This is a genomic window from Enterobacter sp. UNJFSC 003 (genome assembly GCF_036903355.1).
Classification (GTDB): domain Bacteria; phylum Pseudomonadota; class Gammaproteobacteria; order Enterobacterales; family Enterobacteriaceae; genus Enterobacter.
Genome location: NZ_JBAKHK010000002.1, coordinates 609371 through 629798 on the forward strand (window position 1 = coordinate 609371; position 20428 = coordinate 629798).

16 protein-coding genes are annotated in these 20428 nt (G+C 54.3%); 3 read left to right on the top strand and 13 right to left on the bottom strand.

The genetic code is table 11. From position 1 onward, the window contains the following. The first annotated feature begins 418 nt into the window (after positions 1-418). Together ompF and V5P19_RS09085 are read left to right on the top strand one after the other, a co-directional pair. Positions 419-1477: a porin OmpF gene (gene ompF / locus V5P19_RS09080; protein ID WP_334402308.1), complete on the top strand. Its 1059-nt coding sequence runs from the start codon at positions 419-421 to the stop codon at positions 1475-1477. Positions 1478-1661: 184 nt separating this feature from the next. Further along, positions 1662-2852, top strand: a complete 1191-nt coding sequence (locus tag V5P19_RS09085; protein WP_334402310.1) for an amino acid aminotransferase — start codon at positions 1662-1664, stop codon at positions 2850-2852. 53 nt (positions 2853-2905) lie between these two features. On the opposite strand, the gene V5P19_RS09090 is transcribed toward V5P19_RS09085, so the two are convergent. The 7 genes from V5P19_RS09090 to cmoM all read right to left on the bottom strand — a co-directional run bounded on the left by V5P19_RS09090 (position 2906) and on the right by cmoM (position 13543). Then, a complete protein-coding gene (locus tag V5P19_RS09090) occupies positions 2906-3553 on the bottom strand; it encodes an MBL fold metallo-hydrolase (protein ID WP_334402312.1) in 648 nt (215 codons plus the stop codon). Between the two features lie 20 nt (positions 3554-3573). Beyond that, entirely contained in the window at positions 3574-4125 is a 552-nt protein-coding gene (locus V5P19_RS09095) for a YcbK family protein (protein WP_334402315.1), read from the bottom strand. Positions 4126-4299: 174 nt separating this feature from the next. Then, positions 4300-6123, bottom strand: a complete 1824-nt coding sequence (gene ldtD / locus V5P19_RS09100; protein WP_334402317.1) for a L,D-transpeptidase — start codon at positions 6121-6123, stop codon at positions 4300-4302. A gap of 178 nt (positions 6124-6301) precedes the next feature. Then, entirely contained in the window at positions 6302-10753 is a 4452-nt protein-coding gene (gene mukB, locus V5P19_RS09105; protein WP_334402319.1) for a chromosome partition protein MukB, read from the bottom strand. Next, positions 10753-11457, bottom strand: a complete 705-nt coding sequence (gene mukE, locus V5P19_RS09110) for a chromosome partition protein MukE (RefSeq protein ID WP_334402321.1) — start codon at positions 11455-11457, stop codon at positions 10753-10755. The genes mukB and mukE overlap by 1 nt, the downstream gene beginning before the upstream one ends. Continuing rightward, entirely contained in the window at positions 11438-12760 is a 1323-nt protein-coding gene (mukF, locus tag V5P19_RS09115) for a chromosome partition protein MukF (protein WP_334402323.1), read from the bottom strand. The genes mukE and mukF overlap by 20 nt, the downstream gene beginning before the upstream one ends. Before the next feature lie 3 nt (positions 12761-12763). Beyond that, positions 12764-13543 carry a tRNA uridine 5-oxyacetic acid(34) methyltransferase CmoM gene (gene cmoM, locus V5P19_RS09120; RefSeq protein ID WP_334402325.1) on the bottom strand — a complete coding sequence of 260 codons (780 nt, stop codon included), beginning with the start codon at positions 13541-13543 and terminating at the stop codon, positions 12764-12766. Positions 13544-13667: 124 nt separating this feature from the next. Between cmoM and elyC the strand changes: the two genes are divergently transcribed. Continuing rightward, a complete protein-coding gene (elyC, locus tag V5P19_RS09125; RefSeq protein WP_334402327.1) occupies positions 13668-14447 on the top strand; it encodes an envelope biogenesis factor ElyC in 780 nt (259 codons plus the stop codon). Here the strand turns inward: elyC and V5P19_RS09130 are convergent. From V5P19_RS09130 to msbA, 6 genes are all read right to left on the bottom strand, one after another. After that, on the bottom strand, positions 14424-15317 hold the full coding sequence (locus tag V5P19_RS09130; RefSeq protein WP_334402329.1) for a YcbJ family phosphotransferase: 894 nt from the start codon (positions 15315-15317) through the stop codon (positions 14424-14426). The two genes, elyC and V5P19_RS09130, sit on opposite strands and share 24 nt — an antisense overlap. A gap of 143 nt (positions 15318-15460) precedes the next feature. Continuing rightward, on the bottom strand, positions 15461-16207 hold the full coding sequence (kdsB, locus tag V5P19_RS09135; RefSeq protein ID WP_334402331.1) for a 3-deoxy-manno-octulosonate cytidylyltransferase: 747 nt from the start codon (positions 16205-16207) through the stop codon (positions 15461-15463). Next, the gene (gene ycaR / locus V5P19_RS09140) at positions 16204-16386 is read right to left on the bottom strand and encodes a protein YcaR (protein ID WP_334402333.1); all 183 of its coding nucleotides are present in this window, start codon (positions 16384-16386) and stop codon (positions 16204-16206) included. The genes kdsB and ycaR overlap by 4 nt, the downstream gene beginning before the upstream one ends. Before the next feature lie 45 nt (positions 16387-16431). Then, on the bottom strand, positions 16432-17661 hold the full coding sequence (locus V5P19_RS09145) for a winged helix-turn-helix domain-containing protein (protein WP_334402334.1): 1230 nt from the start codon (positions 17659-17661) through the stop codon (positions 16432-16434). A 44-nt stretch (positions 17662-17705) separates the two neighbouring features. Beyond that, entirely contained in the window at positions 17706-18683 is a 978-nt protein-coding gene (lpxK, locus tag V5P19_RS09150) for a tetraacyldisaccharide 4'-kinase (protein ID WP_334402336.1), read from the bottom strand. Further along, positions 18680-20428 (bottom strand): lipid A ABC transporter ATP-binding protein/permease MsbA, encoded by a 1749-nt coding sequence (gene msbA / locus V5P19_RS09155; protein WP_334402338.1) that lies wholly within the window; start codon positions 20426-20428, stop codon positions 18680-18682. The genes lpxK and msbA overlap by 4 nt, the downstream gene beginning before the upstream one ends.

Genomic DNA, 20428 nt, shown 5'->3' on the forward strand with positions numbered 1-20428 from the left:
CAAGCATTAGCACAAATTTTGACCGAATATACAGCCATCCAGAAGTCTCACTTGACTCATAAGAAAAAATGAGTCGTTTAACATCTGTGTATATGAAATGCCTTTATCCAAATTAATCATAAGGAATTCATATATATAGAAATGAGTGTGTTGTTTAAATCACCAGATCGCTCTGAAATTTGAGGTGGTTCACAAAGTTCCTCAAAATACATATTTAGTTACACATGATTGCTTTTTGTTACTCAATCTTGAGATTTGTAGCACTTTCAGGCTAGCGAAACGGTTCTATGAATGGAAAGATGCCTATCAGATACATAAAGACACCTAACTCTCATCAATAGTTCCGGAAATATTTATTGACAGAATTTATTGACGGCAGTGGCGAGTGTCATAAAAAAACCAATGAGGGTAATAAATAATGATGAAGCGCAATATTCTGGCAGTGGTAGTCCCTGCCCTGCTGGTAGCCGGTGCAGCAAACGCTGCAGAAATCTATAACAAAGACGGCAACAAATTAGATCTGTACGGGAAAGCAGTTGGCCTGCATTACTTCTCTGATGATTCTGGTAATGACGGCGACAAGACTTATGCGCGTCTCGGCTTCAAAGGCGAAACCAAGATCAATGACCAACTGACCGGTTACGGCCAGTGGGAATACAACTTCCAGGGTAACAACTCCGAAGGCGCTGATGCTCAGTCCGGTAACAAAACCCGTCTGGCGTTCGCTGGCCTGAAATACGGTGATGCAGGCTCCTTCGACTACGGTCGTAACTATGGCCTGGTTTATGATGCAATCGGCATCACCGATATGCTGCCAGAGTTCGGCGGCGACACCGGTGTGAGCGATAACTTCTTCTCTGGCCGTACTGGTGGTCTGGCGACTTACCGTAACAGCGGTTTCTTCGGTCTGGTTGACGGTCTGAACTTCGGCGTTCAGTACCTGGGTAAAAACGAGCGTACCGATGCAACTCGTTCTAACGGCGACGGCTGGGCAACTTCTCTGAGCTATGATTACGAAGGCTTCGGCGTTGTGGGTGCTTACGGTGCTGCTGACCGTACCGACAACCAGCAGACTCTGGCATGGGGCAAAGGCGACAAAGCTGAGCAGTGGGCAACTGGCCTGAAATACGACGCGAACAACATTTACCTGGCAGCACTGTATGGTGAAATGCGCAACGCAGCGCGTCTGGGCAGCCGTGGCTTCGCTAACAAATCTCAGGACTTCTCTGTTGTAGCACAGTACCAGTTCGACTTCGGTCTGCGTCCATCCATCGCTTACTACAAATCTAAAGCGAAAGACGTAGAAGGTATTGGTGACGAAGACTTCATCAACTATATCGACGTTGGCGCGACTTACTACTTCAACAAAAACATGTCCACCTATGTTGACTACCAGATCAACCAGCTGAAAGACGACAACAAGCTGGGCGTCAGCAGCGACGACACTGTTGCTGTGGGTCTGGTTTACCAGTTCTAATCAGTACACCTCGTTGTTATATGCTTAATGAACAGGGCTTCGGCCCTGTTTTTTTATGTCTGAGAGTAAATAATGGCGACTTTTGAAAAGCCGCACGCTTTTCGTCGCAAACGGTTGGCATTTTGTAAATCTACCGTTAACCTGATAGCGGATTTCACTTCTGTAATCACAATGGAACTTCGTCATGTTTGAGAACATTACCGCCGCTCCTGCCGACCCTATTCTGGGCCTGGCCGATCTGTTTCGTGCCGACGACCGCCCTGGCAAAATCAACCTGGGTATTGGTGTATATAAAGATGAAACCGGCAAAACACCGGTACTGACCAGCGTTAAGAAAGCTGAGCAGTATCTGCTGGAAAACGAAACCACCAAGAATTACCTCGGTATTGATGGTATCCCTGAATTTGGTCGTTGCACTCAGGAACTGCTGTTCGGAAAAGGCAGTGCGATTGTGAGCAGCAAACGCGCTCGCACGGCACAAACCCCAGGCGGTACCGGCGCGTTGCGCGTGGCGGCGGATTTCCTTGCAAAAAATACGTCTGTTAAGCGTGTCTGGGTAAGCAACCCAAGCTGGCCGAACCATAAGAGCGTCTTTAACTCTGCGGGGCTTGAAGTGCGCGAATATGCTTACTATGACGCGGCAAACCACGCCCTTGATTTCGATGGCCTGCTGGCGAGCCTGAACGAAGCACAGGCTGGTGATGTCGTGCTATTTCACGGCTGCTGCCATAACCCTACCGGTATCGATCCGACGCTGGAGCAGTGGGAACAACTGGCGAAACTGTCCGTCGAAAAAGGCTGGCTGCCACTGTTTGACTTCGCTTACCAGGGCTTTGCTCGTGGTCTGGAAGAGGATGCCGAAGGCCTGCGCGCATTCGCAGCCGTGCATCAGGAGTTGATCGTTGCCAGTTCCTACTCGAAGAACTTTGGCCTGTACAATGAGCGCGTGGGCGCTTGTACGCTGGTGGCAGCTGACGAGCAAACCGTTGATCGTGCATTTAGCCAGATGAAATCCGTGATCCGTGCCAACTACTCTAACCCACCGGCGCACGGGGCTTCTGTTGTTGCAACGATCCTGAGCAACGATGCGCTGCGTGCAATCTGGGAACAAGAGCTGAACGATATGCGCCAACGCATTCAGCGCATGCGCCTGCTGTTCGTGAGCACGCTGGCGGAAAAAGGGGCAGACCGCGACTTCAGCTTTATTATCAAGCAGAATGGTATGTTCTCGTTCAGCGGACTGACCAAAGAGCAGGTTCTGCGCCTGCGTGAAGAGTTTGGCGTTTACGCCGTGGCTTCTGGCCGCGTGAACGTTGCAGGCATGACGCCGGACAACATGGCGCCGCTGTGCGAAGCCATTGTCGCCGTCCTGTAATCTGCGCCCACAAAAAAGCCTGCATCGCGCAGGCTTTTTTTATTTAATTCGGTTTACCAGACAGGCATTTCATCTTGAAGGAACGGGTTATGCACTCGCTCATAGCCCAGCGTCGACATCGGCCCATGTCCCGCGATAAACGTCACATCATCGCCTAACGGCAATAACCTCTGTTTAATCGACTGAATCAACTGCCCATGATCGCCACGCGGGAAATCGCTGCGTCCTACGCCACCTTTGAAAATCACATCGCCGGAAATCAGCAGACGGGACTGGTCATCAAAGAAGACAATATGGCCTGGCGTATGGCCAGGACAATGCAACACCTGTAAAGTCACATTCCCTACGGTAACACTCTCTCCTTCGTTCAACCAGCGATCGGGCGTCAACGGCAGACACTCATCGAGGCCAAACATGCGGCTTTGCGCGGGTAACCCCTGCAGCCAGAACTCATCTTCTTTTTCCGGGCCGATCACCGGCACACCGTAGTGTTCAGCCAGTTCAGCGGCAGCCCCCACATGATCAAGATGACCATGGGTCAGCAAAATCTGCATCAGCGTTACGCCGCTGGCTGCAACCTCCTGCTTGATTTTCTCAGCGTCACCGCCGGGATCGACAAGCGCGGCCAGTTTAGTTTGCTCGCACCAGATTAATGAACAATTCTGGGAGAACGCGGTAACCGGAATAATACGATAGTTCATACTGCTCCTGTGTTTCGTTATTACCAGTGCCGTACCGGCCCGGTATCAATATGCACAAAGTTGCTACGTGGGTAATATCCTACACCACCTGCGCGCATAGATAACGCTGCTTTGCGAATATTGGCTAACGAAACGCCTTCAATATGGAAATCCATTGCCTGCCCTTTCGTGTGATAGCTTTTTTTCGCTACCCCACGGCTGTGGGCACGCAGCTCGTTATTGGTATCCAGAGAGCGATACCCCGAAATGAGCTGCACCGGCTTGCTGGTACCCAGCATGCCCTGAAGGCGGAATAACTGATCAAATAATCCTGGGTCGATGGCTTTTATTTTATTCGCGCGGAAATCACGGAAAAAATGGTTAAGTCTTGCTAATTCATCCTGAATATAGCCTCTGCCATCGAAGAATTCCGCTTTAAGCGACTCACCAGTATGGAGGTTGTTGAGCGTCAAAATGCGCGGACGTGGTGTCGAGAGGGTGGCAAATGCTGGCGTCGGCAAGATGGCCGCTGCGCCGAGCGCAACACCACCTAACGCCAGCAGTTTGCGGCGATTAGCGTCAAATTTGTCCATGATAATCAGGTCTACAGGTCAAAGAAATCGTAATATGCTTAGCGCACGAAGGGCACCTTAACTGGCAAAGCCGACGACGTCAAGGCGCCCAACCCCAGCAAACACGCGGCTTACAGCCATATTGCCCCGCATTCACCATAACTTACGACAATCATTTTCCCAGAACTACTTCATTTACCTGATTAATTGTTCCGCTTTTGGCAAAATTTGTGCGCCGGATCGCGCGGTGAGATCATAATTGTAAATATCTGTACGATACTGGGTACGTCCATCTTCCCCCACAAACGCCGTCAGATAATAAAGATTGACCGGGATATTGTGGCGAATATTCACGTAACGCGTATCGCCCTGCTTCAGCGCATCAGAAATCCGCGTATCGTTCCAGCCAGCATCCTGCAACAGCATATTGGCCAGTTCAGACGCTTTATTGACGCGCACACAGCCGGAACTGAGCGCGCGAGTATCTTTCTGGAACAGATTGTGATTCGGCGTATCGTGCAGATAAATGGCGTCTGAGCTCGGCATGTTGAATTTGTAGCGTCCCAGCGAATTGTGCGCGCCAGGTGCCTGCTGGAAACGGAACGGCAGATTTGATGCCGTGATCGTCGACCAGTCAACCATCCAGGGATCAATCGCCTCGTTGCTGTTCCAGCCGCGCATCACCGTGTAGTTATGCCGTTCCAGATATCCCGGATCGTTCCACAGCTTAGGCAGTATATCCTTACGCGCCAGCGTCGGCGGCACGTTCCACGGTGGGTTAACCACCACATTATTCAGCGCGCTGCTCATCATCGGCGTTTTACGGTCAGGACGGCCAACAATCACACGGGATGCCAGCACTTCGCTCCCGTCCTGATAGTAGACCAGGGAATAAGCCGGAATATTGACCATAATGCCCGTAGACAATGTGCCGGGCAGCAGACGTAAACGCTGGATATTCAACGCCAACACCCCAGCCCGCTGCGCCGGCGATACATTCAGCCAGTCGCGCGTCGACTGACCAATCACGCCGTCAGCACCGAGCCCCTGAAGGGCCTGAAACTGCTTAACCCCCGCAACCAGTTCACGATCGTAAGCGGCAGGCTTATCACTTAGAGCAACCGCTTTCTTTTCTTTCACCGGCGCAGACGGGCTGACGACCACGCTTTGTGGGTCATCGCCGGGAAGCGCAATTTTAGGTCCGCCATCGAGAATACCGGAGCGCGTAAGGATTTCACGAAGCGCCGGAACATCGCTGCTCCACTGCCCCGGGCGCAGCGTTGCCGTCGCTCGCAGCTGAGGCCATGGGCGGGAATCTCCTACCAGCGCCAGCAGCGACTGATGCATCGTGGCATATTGCGGATGAGAAGGCGCAAGGCTCGCGATAAAGCGCGGCAGGTTGCCATTATCCAGCGCCAGCTGCCACTGGTTAATGACCGATAGCGCAGGCGTCGCCAGCTTGTACGGTTTTTCGCTATACAGCCAGCGGTTGCCGTTCACCGGGATCCCCGCCACGAACTGGAGGTAGCCCATCATGGCATCCGACAGGACAACATCGCGCGCCTGGTCGGTCACCGACGGATCGGTCAAGAGTTCAACCCATTTTGTGAACTGCGGCTGGAAACCTGCAATGGCGACTTCTGCCAGCTGTTGCTGGAAAGCGCGCACTGCATCACGGTTCTCCCACATCGGCTTCATGTCGCGCGCGGCATAAAGCAGCGTGAGCTGATTGATGTAGGCAGGCGTGTAACCGGCAGGTAGCCCGGCCGTCAGCTGCTGGCGGAGCGACTCGATATCAATCCCTTCCGGCAGCGGCTTAATACCCGCCATGATGGCCGTCGCCGGAGATTGATCCAGCGGCTGTGATAGCGACGTCGGCTGCGCGCCCGTCGTCGCGGAACTGTCCGATGGCACGACTTCGGGCTCATCGGCCTGTGCGGTAAACAGTGGAGCAAACATCACTGCCAGACACAAACTCATCGCTGACAGCTGACGACCACGTATTTTGTTTAGCAACATCCCTTGCCCCCTGTTTTCTAACGACATGCCCATCACGCTGGGGCTTATATTCATTATAGGAAGGCATAGAAACTACTGCCTTACCTTATGTAAAGAAGTTTAAAGATAACGCAGGCGTAAGCACAAGTTAAGTGAAAAAAAAGCGGTGCATGAGCACCGCTTTTTATGGCAAGACGCCTCAGGAGGCGTCAGCTTCAGCGCCAGGCAATGACTCCGGTGGCTGCGGGGCAAAGCCACGCAGCCCGACGACGTGTACGTGTTCGCTGTTCTGGAACACTTTACGCACCAGCTTATAGGTTGTGCCTTTTTCCGGGCTGATGTTTTCCGGCGCCGCAATGATGAGCTGCATATCAAGACGATCGCACAGCTCAAACAGCGTAGCGATGGAGCGGGCATCAAGACGCGCCGCTTCATCCAGGAACAGCAGGCGACATGGAGAGATGTCTTTGCCGCGCAGGCGACGCGCTTCATCTTCCCAGCTTTGAACCACCATCACCAGAATCGACATACCAGTACCGATAGCTTCACCGGTAGACAGCGCGCCTGACTCCGCACGCAGCCAGCCGTCGGACCCACGGTTTACTTCAACTTCCATTTCCAGGTAGTTGCGGTAATCCAGCAGCTCTTCACCGATGGTTTGCGGCGTACGCTGCCCCATATCAATCTGTGGGTTCAGGCGCTGGTACAGCTTCGCCAGCGCTTCCGAGAAGGTCAGGCGATTGCTGTTGAACAGATCCTGATGCTGTTCATGTTGTTCAGACAACACATCCAGCAGCGTGGAGTGGGCTTCACGCACGTTCACGTTCAGTCGTACGCTGTTTACCTGACCAAACGAAACATTCTGCAGCCCCTGGTTCAGTTGGCGAATACGGTTCTGCTCGCGCTGAATGGTTTTGCGGATAATGTTCGACACGCTGCGAGAGCTAATCGCCAGCTTCTGCTCGCGAGAGGTCAGCTCTTCCGTCAGACGACCCAGCTCGATTTCCATCTGTTCTATAGCTTCAACCGGATCGTCGGTGCGGATGATGTCCTGACGAATTCGCTCACGCAGGTGTTGATACACGGCAACGAAGAACTGGATTTTACGTTCAGGACGTTTTGGATCCTCTGACATACGCAGCACGTCGCGCAGATGTTCGTTATCGGCCACCGCCAGACGCAACGCACCCAATGCCTTATCCGACATGGAGCGCAGCTCGTCGCCGGAGAGATAGGCCAGCTCACGACGGTGTAGACGACGTTCAACGTTGTTGTCTTTCACCATGCGCATGACCGCACACCAGCCCGCCTTCGCGGTGACAACCTGCTCACGCATCTCGTGATAGTCACGCTCCAGCTTACGCAGGCGACGGGTCAGGTTGTCCATCTCCGCTTCACAGAAGGTCAGCGCTTTTTCTAACTGATTGCGACGTGCGCGGTTGTTGCTAAGCTGGCTATGCAGCTCATCACGACGAATTCGCGCGCGCTCTTCGGCACCGCTGTCGGCACGCACGCCAATATCCTGCAGTTCTTTATGTAGATCGTTTAGCAGCTCTTTTTTGGTGTCGTAGGAGCTTTTCAGCGAGGCCATTACCTGGCTGTACTGGCTCAGCTGAGCCGCATGACTGCGCATCGCTTCACGGGCGCGGGTACGTTCTGCTTCAGCTTGCTCAAGACGCTGGCGCAGCTTCTCGTTAAGGTCGCTATTCCCGCTTAGCATTTCAGCCGAATCGGAGTAGCCGAAGTGGGCCCGACGCTGTACCACTTCCGTCAGGGCAAACGCCTGCTGACGCGCTTCACGCTGAACCTGCTGCGACCAGGCATAATCTTCTTTTAACTGCTCGTACTGCTCCGGATCGCTCTGCAGAACCGAAACAACCGGCTCCAGCTTCGCTAACTGATTGCCGTGCTGCTGCACGAAGCGTGCGGCTTCCTGAGCTTCATCCAGACGTTCCTGGATCTCATCCACACGGTCAGCCAGCGTGTCGTCTGCCAGCAGATTCAGGCGCGGCAGAATGCGGTTAAGCGCCGCAACACCCTCTTTCGCCTGCTCGAACTGAAGGCGACTCTGCTGGTTGTCATTTTCATGATTGGCCAGCGCACGCTCAAGTTCACCACGACGGGTGTTGAGCTTACGAATTTCGGCTTCCGGGTCAGCGTCAAAGGCTACGGCCAGATGGCTGCCAATAAAGCGGCTAAAGGCCTGGTGCAGACGCTGGGTTTTCTGCACGTCAAACGACAGCGTCGCAAAACGTTCAGAGAGCGTTTCACGCTCGGCATGCAGGGTTTCAATACGATTTTCACGCGCGGCGCGGCCAAAGAGAGGCAGTTCCGGGAAGCGTGAATAACGCCACTGACGGTCAGCGATTTTCACCACAACCGCTTTTTCCAGCTCATCTACGCTGAACACGCTGTCATCGAATGACTGCGGATCACCTTCGATCAGGTAGAGATCTTCCGGACAATCTTCCAGGCCAGCAAGCTGTTCGGAAATCAGCGACAGATCCGGCACCACAATCGCGTTACGCGATGGGCCATACAGCGCGGAGAAGTACGGCGCGTCATCGAGACCTACATCGTCATAGATTTCTGACAGCAGTACGCCGCCGAAACGCTCCGCCAAGGTGTTGAGGCGCGCATCTTCCGAACCACCCGGCTGGCTTAAGCGCTCAATTTCTTCGTCGACGTCACGCTTACGTGCGCCCACTTCGTCACGCTCTACAATCGCTTCACGCTCGCGCTCCAGCAGCTGCTGCAGGTATTCGGTGACGTCCTGACTGGACGTAAACTCTTCACCGCACTGTTCGCTGAGCTGGCTTAAACTGGTTTGCGCCGCAAGCCATATCGGCGCACGCTGCAACAGCGTCTGTGAACGAGACTGGAGCTGCTCCATTTCCTGTCGCAGCGTCATACGCTGTTCGCTTGCGTTCGATACGGAGTCAGAAAGTGCGGCAATACGGGCTTCGAGTTCCTGATGCAGGGCCTCGAGCTCGTCGAAATCGTAATTTTTGCCCTGGCGCTTGCAGAATTCGGTCAGCAGACGCTCGGCTTCCTGCTGCTCGCGCAGGCGCTGTTCCAGCTCGTTCAGGCGCATACGCAGCGGCTGAACCTGTTCGGCCAGATGGCGTTGGTTCACGCCGTCGCGCAGCAGCTCGCGGGCAACGTCCCAGGCTTCGTTACGCGCAAGCGGGCCGTTGATGGCCGCGACCAGCTGGTATGCTTGCTCAAACTGACTGTGCGCGGTTTGCGCCACGCTCATTTTCTGTTCAAGCGACAGCAATTTCTCCGTTGCTTCCTGCTCTTTGGCCTGGAACGTATCCAGCCATTCTTCAGCGCTTTCTGCTGTTAAGTCAGGGAGATGGCACAGTTCTTTTGCACGCTGTAATGCCTGCAAAGCCTGATTGTACTGAATCGCGCGCGTCTGCTGCACATCCAGCGCCTGCTGGTAATCGGCTAGCTGGCTTTTCAGCTCATCCACTTCCAGCTCGGCGGCTTCGGCACGAGCTTCGTTCTCTTCCTGCTTGTCAGCGGCTTCTGCCACCACTTCGTTTTGTTCTTCAAGACGAATTTGCAGCTCATCGAGATCCGCTTCGTAGCGCTCGATTTTCTCCTGCTGACGCAGCGCGGTTTGCACCAGGTTCAGATGATCGCTGGCGGCCTGATAATCGGCTTCCAGGTCACCTTCGGCACCGTTCTGTTCGCCCAGCTCGCGCGCCATTTCAACGTGCTTATACTGCTCAGCCACCAGCTGTTTACGTGAGGTAAAGAGCTCTCGACGATACTCTAACGCCTGGTCGAGGTGAATGCGGCGCTCGTTGGCGTGACGCATGTAATCTGCCGCCACATAGTTGGTGGCTTCGCTAATCAGATGTTTAAACAGGTCACGGTCGGACTGGGTAACGCGAATGGCTTCGAGCGTCATGCGGTTTTCACGCAGCGCGGCTTCCATATCCTGGAAAGCCTTACGCACGCCGCTGTTTTCCGGCAACAGGTAGTCGCGCAGAGAGCGGGTAATGGCGCTTGAGATACCACCGTACAGAGACGCTTCAATCAGACGGTAGTATTTGCTACGGTCGGACGCGGTACGCAGACGGCGGGCAACCACGCCCAGATCGAACATCAGGGAGTGGTAATCGGTAATCGAGTTGAACTGCTTGAACTGTACGCCTTCGATGGTTTCGAGCTTGTCTTTCAGCTCCTGCAGCGTTAGCACACGCGCCTGACGCTCGTTCAGCGTTTCTGTCAGCAATGCCGTTGGCTGCATGGAGGTTGGCAAGCCCTGGATCGCAAAAGGTTTGATATCCACTTTACGGTCACGGCCCGCAATCTGCTGCAGGCGCACGCCCACCACCACACGCTGGTGACGGGAGTTGATAACGTCCAGTACCGAATAACAGACGCCGGCTTTTAACTTGCCGTGCAGACCTTTATCACGAGAGCCGCTTGTCGCCCCCGCTTCGGTGGTGTTACGGAAGTGCAGCAGTGTCAGATCGGGAATAAGCGCTGTAACAAAGGCCGCCATGGTGGTGGATTTACCCGCACCGTTTCCGCCAGAGAGCGTCGTGACCAGCTCATCCAGATCGAAGGTTCGGGCAAAGAAGCCGTTCCAGTTAATCAGCGTCAGTGAGCGAAATTTACCGCGTTCAATCATTATTCTTCCTCCCCGCTATCCGGCTGATTCTCTTCATGCTCGTCATTGAGCAGCAAATGGTTTTCCACCGGCATCGCTTCACCGTCGCGAATCATACGCAGCTGTGCTTCACGCGCATCGTCGCCTGCGCGCACGTCTGCACCAAAGCGGAAGACCGATTCCGTAATGCGGAATTTGCTGCTGTCGTGGCCCATAAACCAGACCATACCCAGACGACGCAGACGGTTCAGGGAAGAGCGAACTTTTTCCTGGAGTTTCTGACGATCGAGATCCGACCCCGTAGAACGGTTATTCACCAGCTTGAGCAGCTTGCCTTCATCCGCCAGCGCTAACAGCTCATCGTAAAGCTCCTGCTGGGTGAAGATACCTTCATTCGCCAGACGTTCAGGGCTGAGATAGAGGTAGCAGAGAATTTTACCGACCATCATATCCAGCTCGGAGAGCACGGAACGCGGGATGAGCGTCGTGGAGCGTGGGCGCAGGTAGAAAAACCCTTCCGGTGCGCGGATAAGTTCAACGTTATAGCGCGCGTAAAACTCTTCCAGGTACTCCTGGAAGTCCATCAAAAAGGCGTGATTATCCAGCTCGTCAAGACCAATGTGACGACCGGCACGCAGCTGGCTGTCCAGCGCCGGAAATAACGGATTCGCCAGCGCCTGTGCCAGCTTAAGTGGCATCACTTGTTCAATATTTGTCAATGACATGCGCCTGTACCTTGGCTCCGTAATCGTTAATCGGCTGCCATTTCGGCGGCAGTCCGGTGAAATCTGCTTGCGCGACACCCAGGCGCACCGCCTGGTCTACAACAATGCGGGCAATATCGAAATGACGCGCACGAGGATATTGCGCCAGATAGTCGCGTACCACGAGCCCAAGATCCAGCGGGGCTTGTCTGGTTTTGTAGACGGCAAGCTGTTCTTCGATCATCGCCGCAAGCTGCTCGCGAATTTCGTTAAATTCTTCATACTCAAGATCCGGTGGCAGTTCACCGGTAACCTCTTCATCTCGCAGCGCCATTTCCTCGTCGCGCATATCAAGCAGACGATCGGCACTGGCGTAGGTCAGCGCCCATGGCGCATCAAAATAGGTCTGTACCGACTGGCGCAGACGCTGAGCAAAGACGCGGTTTTTATCCATATCAATCGCGGTACGGATAAATTTATGCACGTGGCGGTCATAGCCGATCCACAGGTCGATCGACTGCTGGCCCCAGCTGATAATACGATCGAGCTTGCTCTGCAGGTCAAAGACCAGACGGTCCACAAAATGAAGATCGTCGTGCGCTAACGTGGCATCCTGAATGCGCAGCAGGTTGGCCTGCAGTTTATCGCCCGCCGCCTCCAGCGTATCCTGCAGCTCTCGCAGTGTTCCCGACGTTTCTGACAGTAACAGCTCACAGCTGGAGATGGCTGCGCGCCAGTCTTTGTTCAGCAGCTGGGCGATATCGTCTTTCACCTGCTGCTGCTGTTCGTCCATCAGACGCTGGGTAAGATCGATACTGTCGAAAATCTCTGCCACCGAGTACTTCAGCGGCGCATACACATTACGATGCCAGTGGAATTCGTCGCCGTTTTCATCCGCGGCATCGGCGGCGCGCTTAAGCTCGCCCGCCACAATGGAGAGCTGCATAGAAAGACGCAGCGTGGAAAACTCGCGCTGGCGGATGTAGTAATCGGTAATACCGATACCCAGTGGCGTCAGACGATAGATGGCGTTTCCTTCCGCCTGCTCGCTGGTAAAGCGGTTCAGCAGACGTTGACGTACCATATCGTTAATTGCGTTGTTGGCACGCACGCTAATGGTTTCGCTGGTTTGCTCAAACGCATCACTGACATGGCGGAACGCATCCACCAGTTCACCCTCGCTCATTTCGCCATCCAGCCGTTCGCCGTTCAGCGTGGCAACCGCCAGCAGAAAAGAGAGTCTGTCTACCGGCAGCGAGATGGAGAAATCGTTTTTCCTGGCCCAGGCAACCAGTTCGGGGACTGTCTGGGAAAATTCACTCATAGATTATCCTTGCATCTGCGGCTTGCGCGCGGTGACGTGTATATAGCGGCCAAGGCTCAGGTAAGGCTCCTGGCGGCAATACCGCGTTTCTATTTCTGTTAAGGCGTCTAAACAGTCATGCTGTTTTTGTTTATCACGCAGATAATCATGAAACACCCTCACGCCTGTTTTACCGGTGATCTTCCAGCCAATCTCCTCCAGCCAGCCATAGACCTGCTGCGGTTCTCGCGGGAAATCTGGCGATAGCGTGCGCCGTTTCTTTTTATACATACCCTGCTGCACGTAGCCGAAATTGCCGACCAGCACATTACGCATCAGCAAGCCGTTAGCATTGTAGAACATCAGCGATAACGCACCGCCCGGACACAACATCGACCACAGCGTTTTTAACATGGCTTGCGGTTCGGCTACCCATTCCAGCACAGCATGAAACAATATCAGATCAACCTGAGTTTCCAAATGCTGCGGGATGTCCTGAGCGGCGCAATGTATAAAATGCATGTTGTCGCTCACACCTTTCTCTTTTGCCGCGCGTTGGGCGCGCGCAACCATCTCTGCAGAAAGATCGCAAAGCGTGACGTGATGACCGCGTTGCGCCATAAGAATCGCTGTCTGGCCTTCACCGCCACCGGCATCCAGCACGCGCAACTTGCGGTCACCGAAATCGGCAAGCAGCATGTCCAGATCCTGCCAGAGGATCGTCTGACGTAGCTGGCCTTTTGTGGTGCCATAAATGTTACGCGAAAATTTTTCCGCGATGTCATCAAAATTGCGATCCCGCATTGGGAGAGTTCCACTCGCTAACAGCAAAACCGCTATTTTGTCACACCCGAGCAGAGAATGAACCTCTCTGGTGTAATATCACAGGCAATCGCCTGCTGTATGGTCAAAAAAGGAACCAAAAAGGATGCTTTTTACCCTAAAAAAATACATTGGAGGCATGCTGCTTCCCCTTCCACTGCTGCTACTGCTGATCGCGGCGGGCCTGGCCCTGGTGTGGTTCAGTCGTTTTCAGAAAAGTGGCAAATCGCTCATTACGCTCGGCTGGCTTGCTTTGCTGCTGCTGAGCCTGCAACCGGTCGCGGATAGCTTATTGCGCCCTGTCGAAAATCGGTATCCAACATGGCAGGGAAATCAAAAAGTAGAATACATTGTCGTGCTGGGCGGCGGGTACACCTGGGATCCGAACTGGGCGCCCAGTTCAAACCTGATCAACAACAGTTTGCCGCGGCTGAACGAAGGTATTCGCCTGTGGCTTGCCAATCCGGGATCGAAAATGATCTTCACCGGGGCCGCCGCAAAAACTAACCCGGTCAGCACGGCTGAAGCCGGTGCAAGGGTCGCGGAATCCCTCGGCGTGCCGCGCTCATCGATCATCACGCTGGACAGCCCAAAAGACACAGAGGAAGAGGCGGCGGCAGTGAAGCAGGCTATCGGCGATGTGCCGTTTTTGCTGGTAACGTCTGCCTCTCACCTGCCAAGAGCGATGATTTTCTTTGAAAAGCAGGGGCTGCATCCCCTGCCTGCGCCAGCAAACCAGATGGCCATAAACGCGCCGCTCAACCCGTGGGAACGGGCGATTCCCTCCCCGGTCTGGTTAATGCATAGCGATCGCGTAGGGTACGAGACGCTAGGCCGTCTCTGGCAGTGGCTGAAAGGATCGTCAGGCGAGCCAGGGCAAGAGTGATTTTGTCGCGAGATCGAAGTTGGCGCGATTGAAACGGCCGGTGTTCACCAGCTGCGCCACTTCATCCCAAAGCAGATAAAGCCAGCGTCGCCACAGAAACGCCTCTGCCACGGGGGCGCGCTGGAGATAGTGCCACAGCAAGCCTTCCGCGGCTCCGCTATCGCTTAGCCTGAACAGCTCGTATTCGCGCGGTGCCCAAAGCATGATCCCCGGCCCGACCATGGCCAGCAGCTGGTCGCTGCGCGAATCTTTTAACATGCTGCGCAAGGTAAAATTACCGTGGATGAGCACGCAGTTGTCGTTAAAGCCTTCAAATAGCGCCGGTAAACACTCGCGGGTACGGAACAGAATGCGCTTGTCCTGCATCGTCAACCCGGTGTTGTTGAACTGGTTCAGTGTTCCCCACAACACCTCGACCCGCTGGCGATACCATAGCGGCCACAGGTTTTCCTGCGTGCTGTCGACGGCGCCGACAAGGCCGCGGCTATCCTGTCGATGCCAGGCCAGCAGCGCCTCGACAATCTGATCTTTCAGCTGTTCCCAGCGTTCTGGCGTACGCGCCGGTGCTTCGACCGATACTCCGCGCAGCCGCTCAATCAGCAGAACATCCGGACCGGGGTGTTCCTCGTGCGTCATGACGCCGTAGACCGTCGGCATGCGGACCGTTCCTTCCCGCGCCAGCATCGATATTTTCCATGCAAGCTGCCTGGCAACGCCCGGTGAGGAGAAACTTCTTGCCATCAGCGGCATGGGATTTCCCTGGCTATCGTACAACGCCCAGAGTGCCGTATCTGCCTTTTCGTTCACGCACTCGACCCGGCTTAACGTCTCGCCGAGCAGATGACTTAGTTCGGCACGCAACTGTTCCATATGAGATTACCCCCATTAAAACTACTGCTTTTATAATGAGCGCGCAGACAGCAGATGTCACCCGGAAGAGATCAATTATGGATGAGAAAGCGGAAAAAGAGTCATCAGGGAGAACATCCCCCCAACGGAGGGATGCAGGGTAATTAGCGTAATTCTGCGCGGACGCGCTCAAGATCTTCCAGGGTATCAACCCCTGTACCAGGCACTTGCTCCGCAACGGCAACGTGGATTTTTTCTCCGTACCAAAGGACGCGGAGTTGCTCCAGCATTTCAATATGTTCAAGCGGGCTCGGTGCCCAGGTGACGTATCGACGAATAAAGCCAGCGCGGTAGCCGTAGATCCCCAGATGGCGCAGGAACGTATCACCAATGGTCTCTTTTGATGCCGCAAAGCGATCGCGATCCCACGGGATGGTCGCGCGGGAGAAATAGAGCGCGTAGCCCTCCGCGTCCATGACCACCTTCACCGCGTTAGGGTTGAATGCCTCTTCAGCATGGTGAATAGGCACCGCAAGCGTGGCCATACCGACCTGACGCTGAGCGAGGTTTTCTGCTACCTGGCGAACAATAACCGCCGGGATCATCGGCTCGTCGCCCTGTACATTAACGATCACCGTATCATCGCTGAAGCCGCATTTTTCAACGACCTCAGCCAGACGCTCGGTGCCTGACTGATGATCGGCGCGAGTCATGCACACTTCTCCACCAGCCGCTTCAACCGCACGCGCGACGTCCGGATGATCGGTTGCCACGATCACGCGGTCAGCACCTGACTCGCGGGCACGTTCAAGAACATGCACAATCATCGGCTTGCCGTTGATATCAACCAGCGGTTTTCCCGGCAGACGCGTCGACGCATAACGCGCCGGGATAATGACAACAAAACTCATGGTTTGCTCTCTTCTGCCACCAGGGAACGGGCTTCATTTTCCAGCAGAACCGGAATACCCTCACGCAGCGGGAAGGCCAGGCTGTCCAGTTTGCAAATCAGTTCTTGTTTGTCCTGGCTGTAGTAGAGTTTGCCGTTGCACACCGGGCAGGCAATAATTTCAAGTAAACGGTGATCCATAGTTCCTCCGTATAGGTAATCGCTAAAGCTTATCACATTCCCTTTTCAGGGAGTGCCTGTTTCCCAGCCACTTCGACAGGACATGAATAGCCCATCGGGCAGACGTCCAAGCGTCACAATAAATGCCCCCTGCCAGAGCGCGAAGTCGTTGATGGCAGATGTTAATCCCTTTTCCAGAGTAGCCGTCATTTTCACTCCGTCCTCAAGATAAAATGCAATGATTTCAAGCGTGCCCGTTTTACGGTGCATTTTGGCGTCCATGCGTCCGACCAGTTGCCCTTTATGCAATAATGGCAAAACAAAGTAACCATACTGACGCTTGGGTGCAGGGGTGTAACATTCCAGCCGGTAGCTAAAGTTAAAGAGCTGCTCAGCCCGCTTCCGGTCCCAAACTACCGGGTCGAAGGGCGACAGCACCACGCTGTGGGTGGCCTGAAGTTTTCCTTCCTGAGCCTGTGGCAACAGCGGGCGTAAATCTGTATGCAGCCACATGTCACCCAGCGTTTCCACAGTGACCGGAATCACACGCTGCTCGCGCTGCCATTTTTCCAGCAAGGGTTTCAGCACCGGCTGGCGCAGGCGATAGTAATCAGCCAGCCATTGCGGGCGGAAAATACCCAGACTCTGGGCGCTATTCTCCAGCATGATGGCTTCAGCTGATTCTTGAGTGAGCAGATCGCGCCGATCGTCCCAGTGAGGCATAACGCGGTGCGTCAGGTCATAGACGCGCTGAAAATTACGCCGTTCAACCACCATCACTTTTCCCGACGTAAACAGTCCTTCAAGGTGACGTTTGTGTGGTTTCCACTCCCACCAGCCGCTCGCTCCCTTGCGTGGATGTTCAAAATCCGCGGAGCGTACAGGACCCTTTTCTTGAATATGCGCAATGAGCTGCTCAATTTCTGCCGCGTGTTCATGCATCCATTCCTGACGGTATTTCCAGCCCATTTTGCCCGGGGAAAGCATGCGGTGACGAACCAGCGCGAAATCGCTGCGAGGCAAGAAACAGGCTTCATGCGCCCAGTATTCCATCAGTTCCCCTCGACTCAACGCATTATCGAGCCACTGCGGCGGATAGTTACCCAGGCGACTAAATAGCACCAGATAGGGGCTACGCGCCACAATGTTAATGGTGTCGATTTGCAGCAACGACATGCGTTGTACGGTAGAGAGGATATCGGCGGGCTGCGCGCGGCGGCGGGGCTTTTTCAGTAATCCCTGCGCAGCAAGGTGTAGGTTACGTGCAGCGGAAAGTGAGAGTTGCGGTAGAGACATGCGTTTTCCTGTTAGTCAGAGCGCCACCGGAATCGCGAAAGGTATTACTGCACTAACGCAATCAGTTCCTTGAGCAATTGTTCCGGTTGCTCACCGCTGAGCTCAGCGTCAACCGGCAGATACCACCAGTTTTCTTTCGCAAAAGCACGGCATTTCACCGCGTCTTTTTCTGTCATGATTAGGGTCTGTCCGGACGCGGTTAGCGCTTCTACCTGCCCCGCCATCAGTGCCTGATGGTCTGCAAGCGGAACCTGTTTTTCAATCCGTGCACCGCACTGCGCAAGCGTCGCAAAGAAACGTGGTGGATGCCCAATACCCGCCATCGCTACCAGCGCAGGCAATTGGTCAACTGCCTTGCGTTCTCCGGTCAACAGGTTAATGGCCATTCCCGGATGGAGATGCATTGGAATTTCACCAGACATGGCCTGACCACCGTTAACAATTACCGCATCGACGGACTTCAGGCGTGAAGCACGCTCACGCATCGGCCCGGCGGGCAGCCACCAGCCGTTACCGAAACGGCGAACCCCGTCGATGACCACAATCTCTTTATCACGCGCCAGGGCATAATGCTGCAGGCCATCATCGGTGATAACAATGTCTACGGGGTGCTCGCTGAGAAGCGCTTTAACGGCATCGCTACGTACCGGTGACACCGCAACCGGCGCGCCTGTACGCTGGTAGATTAATACCGGTTCGTCACCCGCTTCTGCTGTCGTTGTTTCAGCCGTCAGCAGCAGAGGATACTTCGCGGCCTTACCGCCATATCCCCGCGACACAACGCCTGGCCGGAGACCGCGTTTCTGGAGTTCCTCCACCAGCCAGATCACCACCGGCGTTTTGCCGTTACCCCCTGCCGTGAGGTTGCCCACAACCACAACCGGAACCGGCGCACGCCAGGCGCGTTTTAGCCCCAGATGATAGAGCAAACGAATGGCACCGCTCACCAGGCCATACAGCCAGGAGAGCGGCAGAAGCAGCAGCCACAGCAGTGATTCACCGGACCAGATGCGTGCAATCATTCGCCGAACTGCATCTTATGAAGCTGAGCATATACGCCGCGATGCGCCAACAAATCTGCATGGCTGCCGCGTTCAACCAGCACGCCGTCTTCAACAACGACAATTTCATCCGCTTGTTCGATCGTTGAGAGACGGTGCGCGATGACCAATGACGTACGGTTCTTTTGCAGTTCATCCAGCGCGGACTGAATAGCACGTTCAGATTCTGTATCCAGCGCCGAAGTGGCTTCATCGAGGATCAGAATAGGGCTATTACGCAGTAGCGCACGGGCAATGGCGATACGCTGACGCTGGCCGCCTGAGAGCAGCACCCCATTTTCACCAATGATGGTATCTAGACCGTTATCCATTTTGTTAATAAAGTCCATCGCATAGGCCATGCGAGCGGCTTCTTCAATCTGCTCACGGCTGTATTCATCAGTACGAGCATAGGCGATGTTATTCGCGACCGTATCGTTGAAGAGATGGACATTTTGAGAAACCAGCGCAACCTGGTTACGCAGCGATTGCAGGGTGTATTCCCGCAAGTCGTGGCCATCTAACAGGATTTGGCCTTCATCAATGTCATAAAAACGGGTGATTAAGCTGGCAATGGTTGATTTACCTGAACCCGATCGTCCGACCAGAGCAACGGTTTTACCCGCCGGAATGTTCAGGCTGATATTGCGCAGCGCAGGGACTTCACGGCCCGGGTAAGTGAAGGTGACATTACGGAATTCAACATCGCCTTTCGCGCGTTCAATTTCGCGCTTCCCTTCGTCTTTCTCCTGTTCAGAGTCCAGGATGCTGAATAGCGTCTGACATGCTGCCATCCCGCGCTGGAACTGGGCGTTGACGTTGGTCAGAGATTTAAGTGGACGCATCAGCGCTATCATGGATGAGAAGACAACGGTGATGGTCCCCGCAGTCAGCGTCTCCATTACGCTCGGGAAGCTTGCGGCATACAGAACAAACGCCAGTGCAAGCGAGGCAATCAGCTGGATGATAGGGTCGGAGATGGAAGAGGCCGACACCATTTTCATTCCCTGCAGACGCATTTTGTTGCTGACCTTATCAAAGCGTTTGGTTTCGACCTCCTGACCGCCGAAAATCAACACTTCTTTGTGCCCTTTCAGCATCTGTTCAGCGCTGGTGGTCACCTGCCCCATCGTATTCTGCATATTCTTACTGATGTTGCGAAAACGCTTAGACACGACACGAATAGCAATAGAGACAATAGGCGCCAGGACGATCAGGATGAGCGACAGCTGCCAGCTGTAGTAGAACATCATGATAAACAGGCCAATGATCGAGGCACCTTCACGCACAACGGTAATAAGCGCGCTGGATGACGATGATGCTACCTGCTCTGAATCATAGGTAATACGTGACAGCAGTGTACCGGTGGATTGCTTATCAAAGAACGCGACCGGCATGCCCATCATATGGCCGAAGAGCCGACGACGCATAGACATGACCACCTTTCCCGATACCCATGAGATGCAGTAGCTGGAAACATAGCTGGAAATACCGCGTAAAATCATCAGCCCGATAACCACCAGCGGCATCCATAGCAGCACTGAGCGATCCGTTTTACCAAAACCGTCATCCAGTAACGGTTTGAGAAGCGATAACATAAACGTATCGCTGGCTGCGTTGAGGATTAACGCTACGCCCGCCACGATCAAGCCTGTTTTGAAAGGTGCAATCATCGGCCAGAGTCGGCGGAAGGTTTGCCACGTGGAGAGATCTTTGTCGTTATGCAT

Coding starts and splice junctions, on each gene's coding strand:
- ompF (WP_334402308.1), top strand. CDS start 419: ATGATGAAGCGCAATATTCTGGCAGTGGTAGTCCCTGCCCTGCTGGTA.
- V5P19_RS09085 (WP_334402310.1), top strand. CDS start 1,662: ATGTTTGAGAACATTACCGCCGCTCCTGCCGACCCTATTCTGGGCCTG.
- V5P19_RS09090 (WP_334402312.1), bottom strand. CDS start 3,553: ATGAACTATCGTATTATTCCGGTTACCGCGTTCTCCCAGAATTGTTCA.
- V5P19_RS09095 (WP_334402315.1), bottom strand. CDS start 4,125: ATGGACAAATTTGACGCTAATCGCCGCAAACTGCTGGCGTTAGGTGGT.
- ldtD (WP_334402317.1), bottom strand. CDS start 6,123: ATGTTGCTAAACAAAATACGTGGTCGTCAGCTGTCAGCGATGAGTTTG.
- mukB (WP_334402319.1), bottom strand. CDS start 10,753: ATGATTGAACGCGGTAAATTTCGCTCACTGACGCTGATTAACTGGAAC.
- mukE (WP_334402321.1), bottom strand. CDS start 11,457: ATGTCATTGACAAATATTGAACAAGTGATGCCACTTAAGCTGGCACAG.
- mukF (WP_334402323.1), bottom strand. CDS start 12,760: ATGAGTGAATTTTCCCAGACAGTCCCCGAACTGGTTGCCTGGGCCAGG.
- cmoM (WP_334402325.1), bottom strand. CDS start 13,543: ATGCGGGATCGCAATTTTGATGACATCGCGGAAAAATTTTCGCGTAAC.
- elyC (WP_334402327.1), top strand. CDS start 13,668: ATGCTTTTTACCCTAAAAAAATACATTGGAGGCATGCTGCTTCCCCTT.
- V5P19_RS09130 (WP_334402329.1), bottom strand. CDS start 15,317: ATGGAACAGTTGCGTGCCGAACTAAGTCATCTGCTCGGCGAGACGTTA.
- kdsB (WP_334402331.1), bottom strand. CDS start 16,207: ATGAGTTTTGTTGTCATTATCCCGGCGCGTTATGCGTCGACGCGTCTG.
- ycaR (WP_334402333.1), bottom strand. CDS start 16,386: ATGGATCACCGTTTACTTGAAATTATTGCCTGCCCGGTGTGCAACGGC.
- V5P19_RS09145 (WP_334402334.1), bottom strand. CDS start 17,661: ATGTCTCTACCGCAACTCTCACTTTCCGCTGCACGTAACCTACACCTT.
- lpxK (WP_334402336.1), bottom strand. CDS start 18,683: ATGATTGCACGCATCTGGTCCGGTGAATCACTGCTGTGGCTGCTGCTT.
- msbA (WP_334402338.1), bottom strand. CDS start 20,428: ATGCATAACGACAAAGATCTCTCCACGTGGCAAACCTTCCGCCGACTC.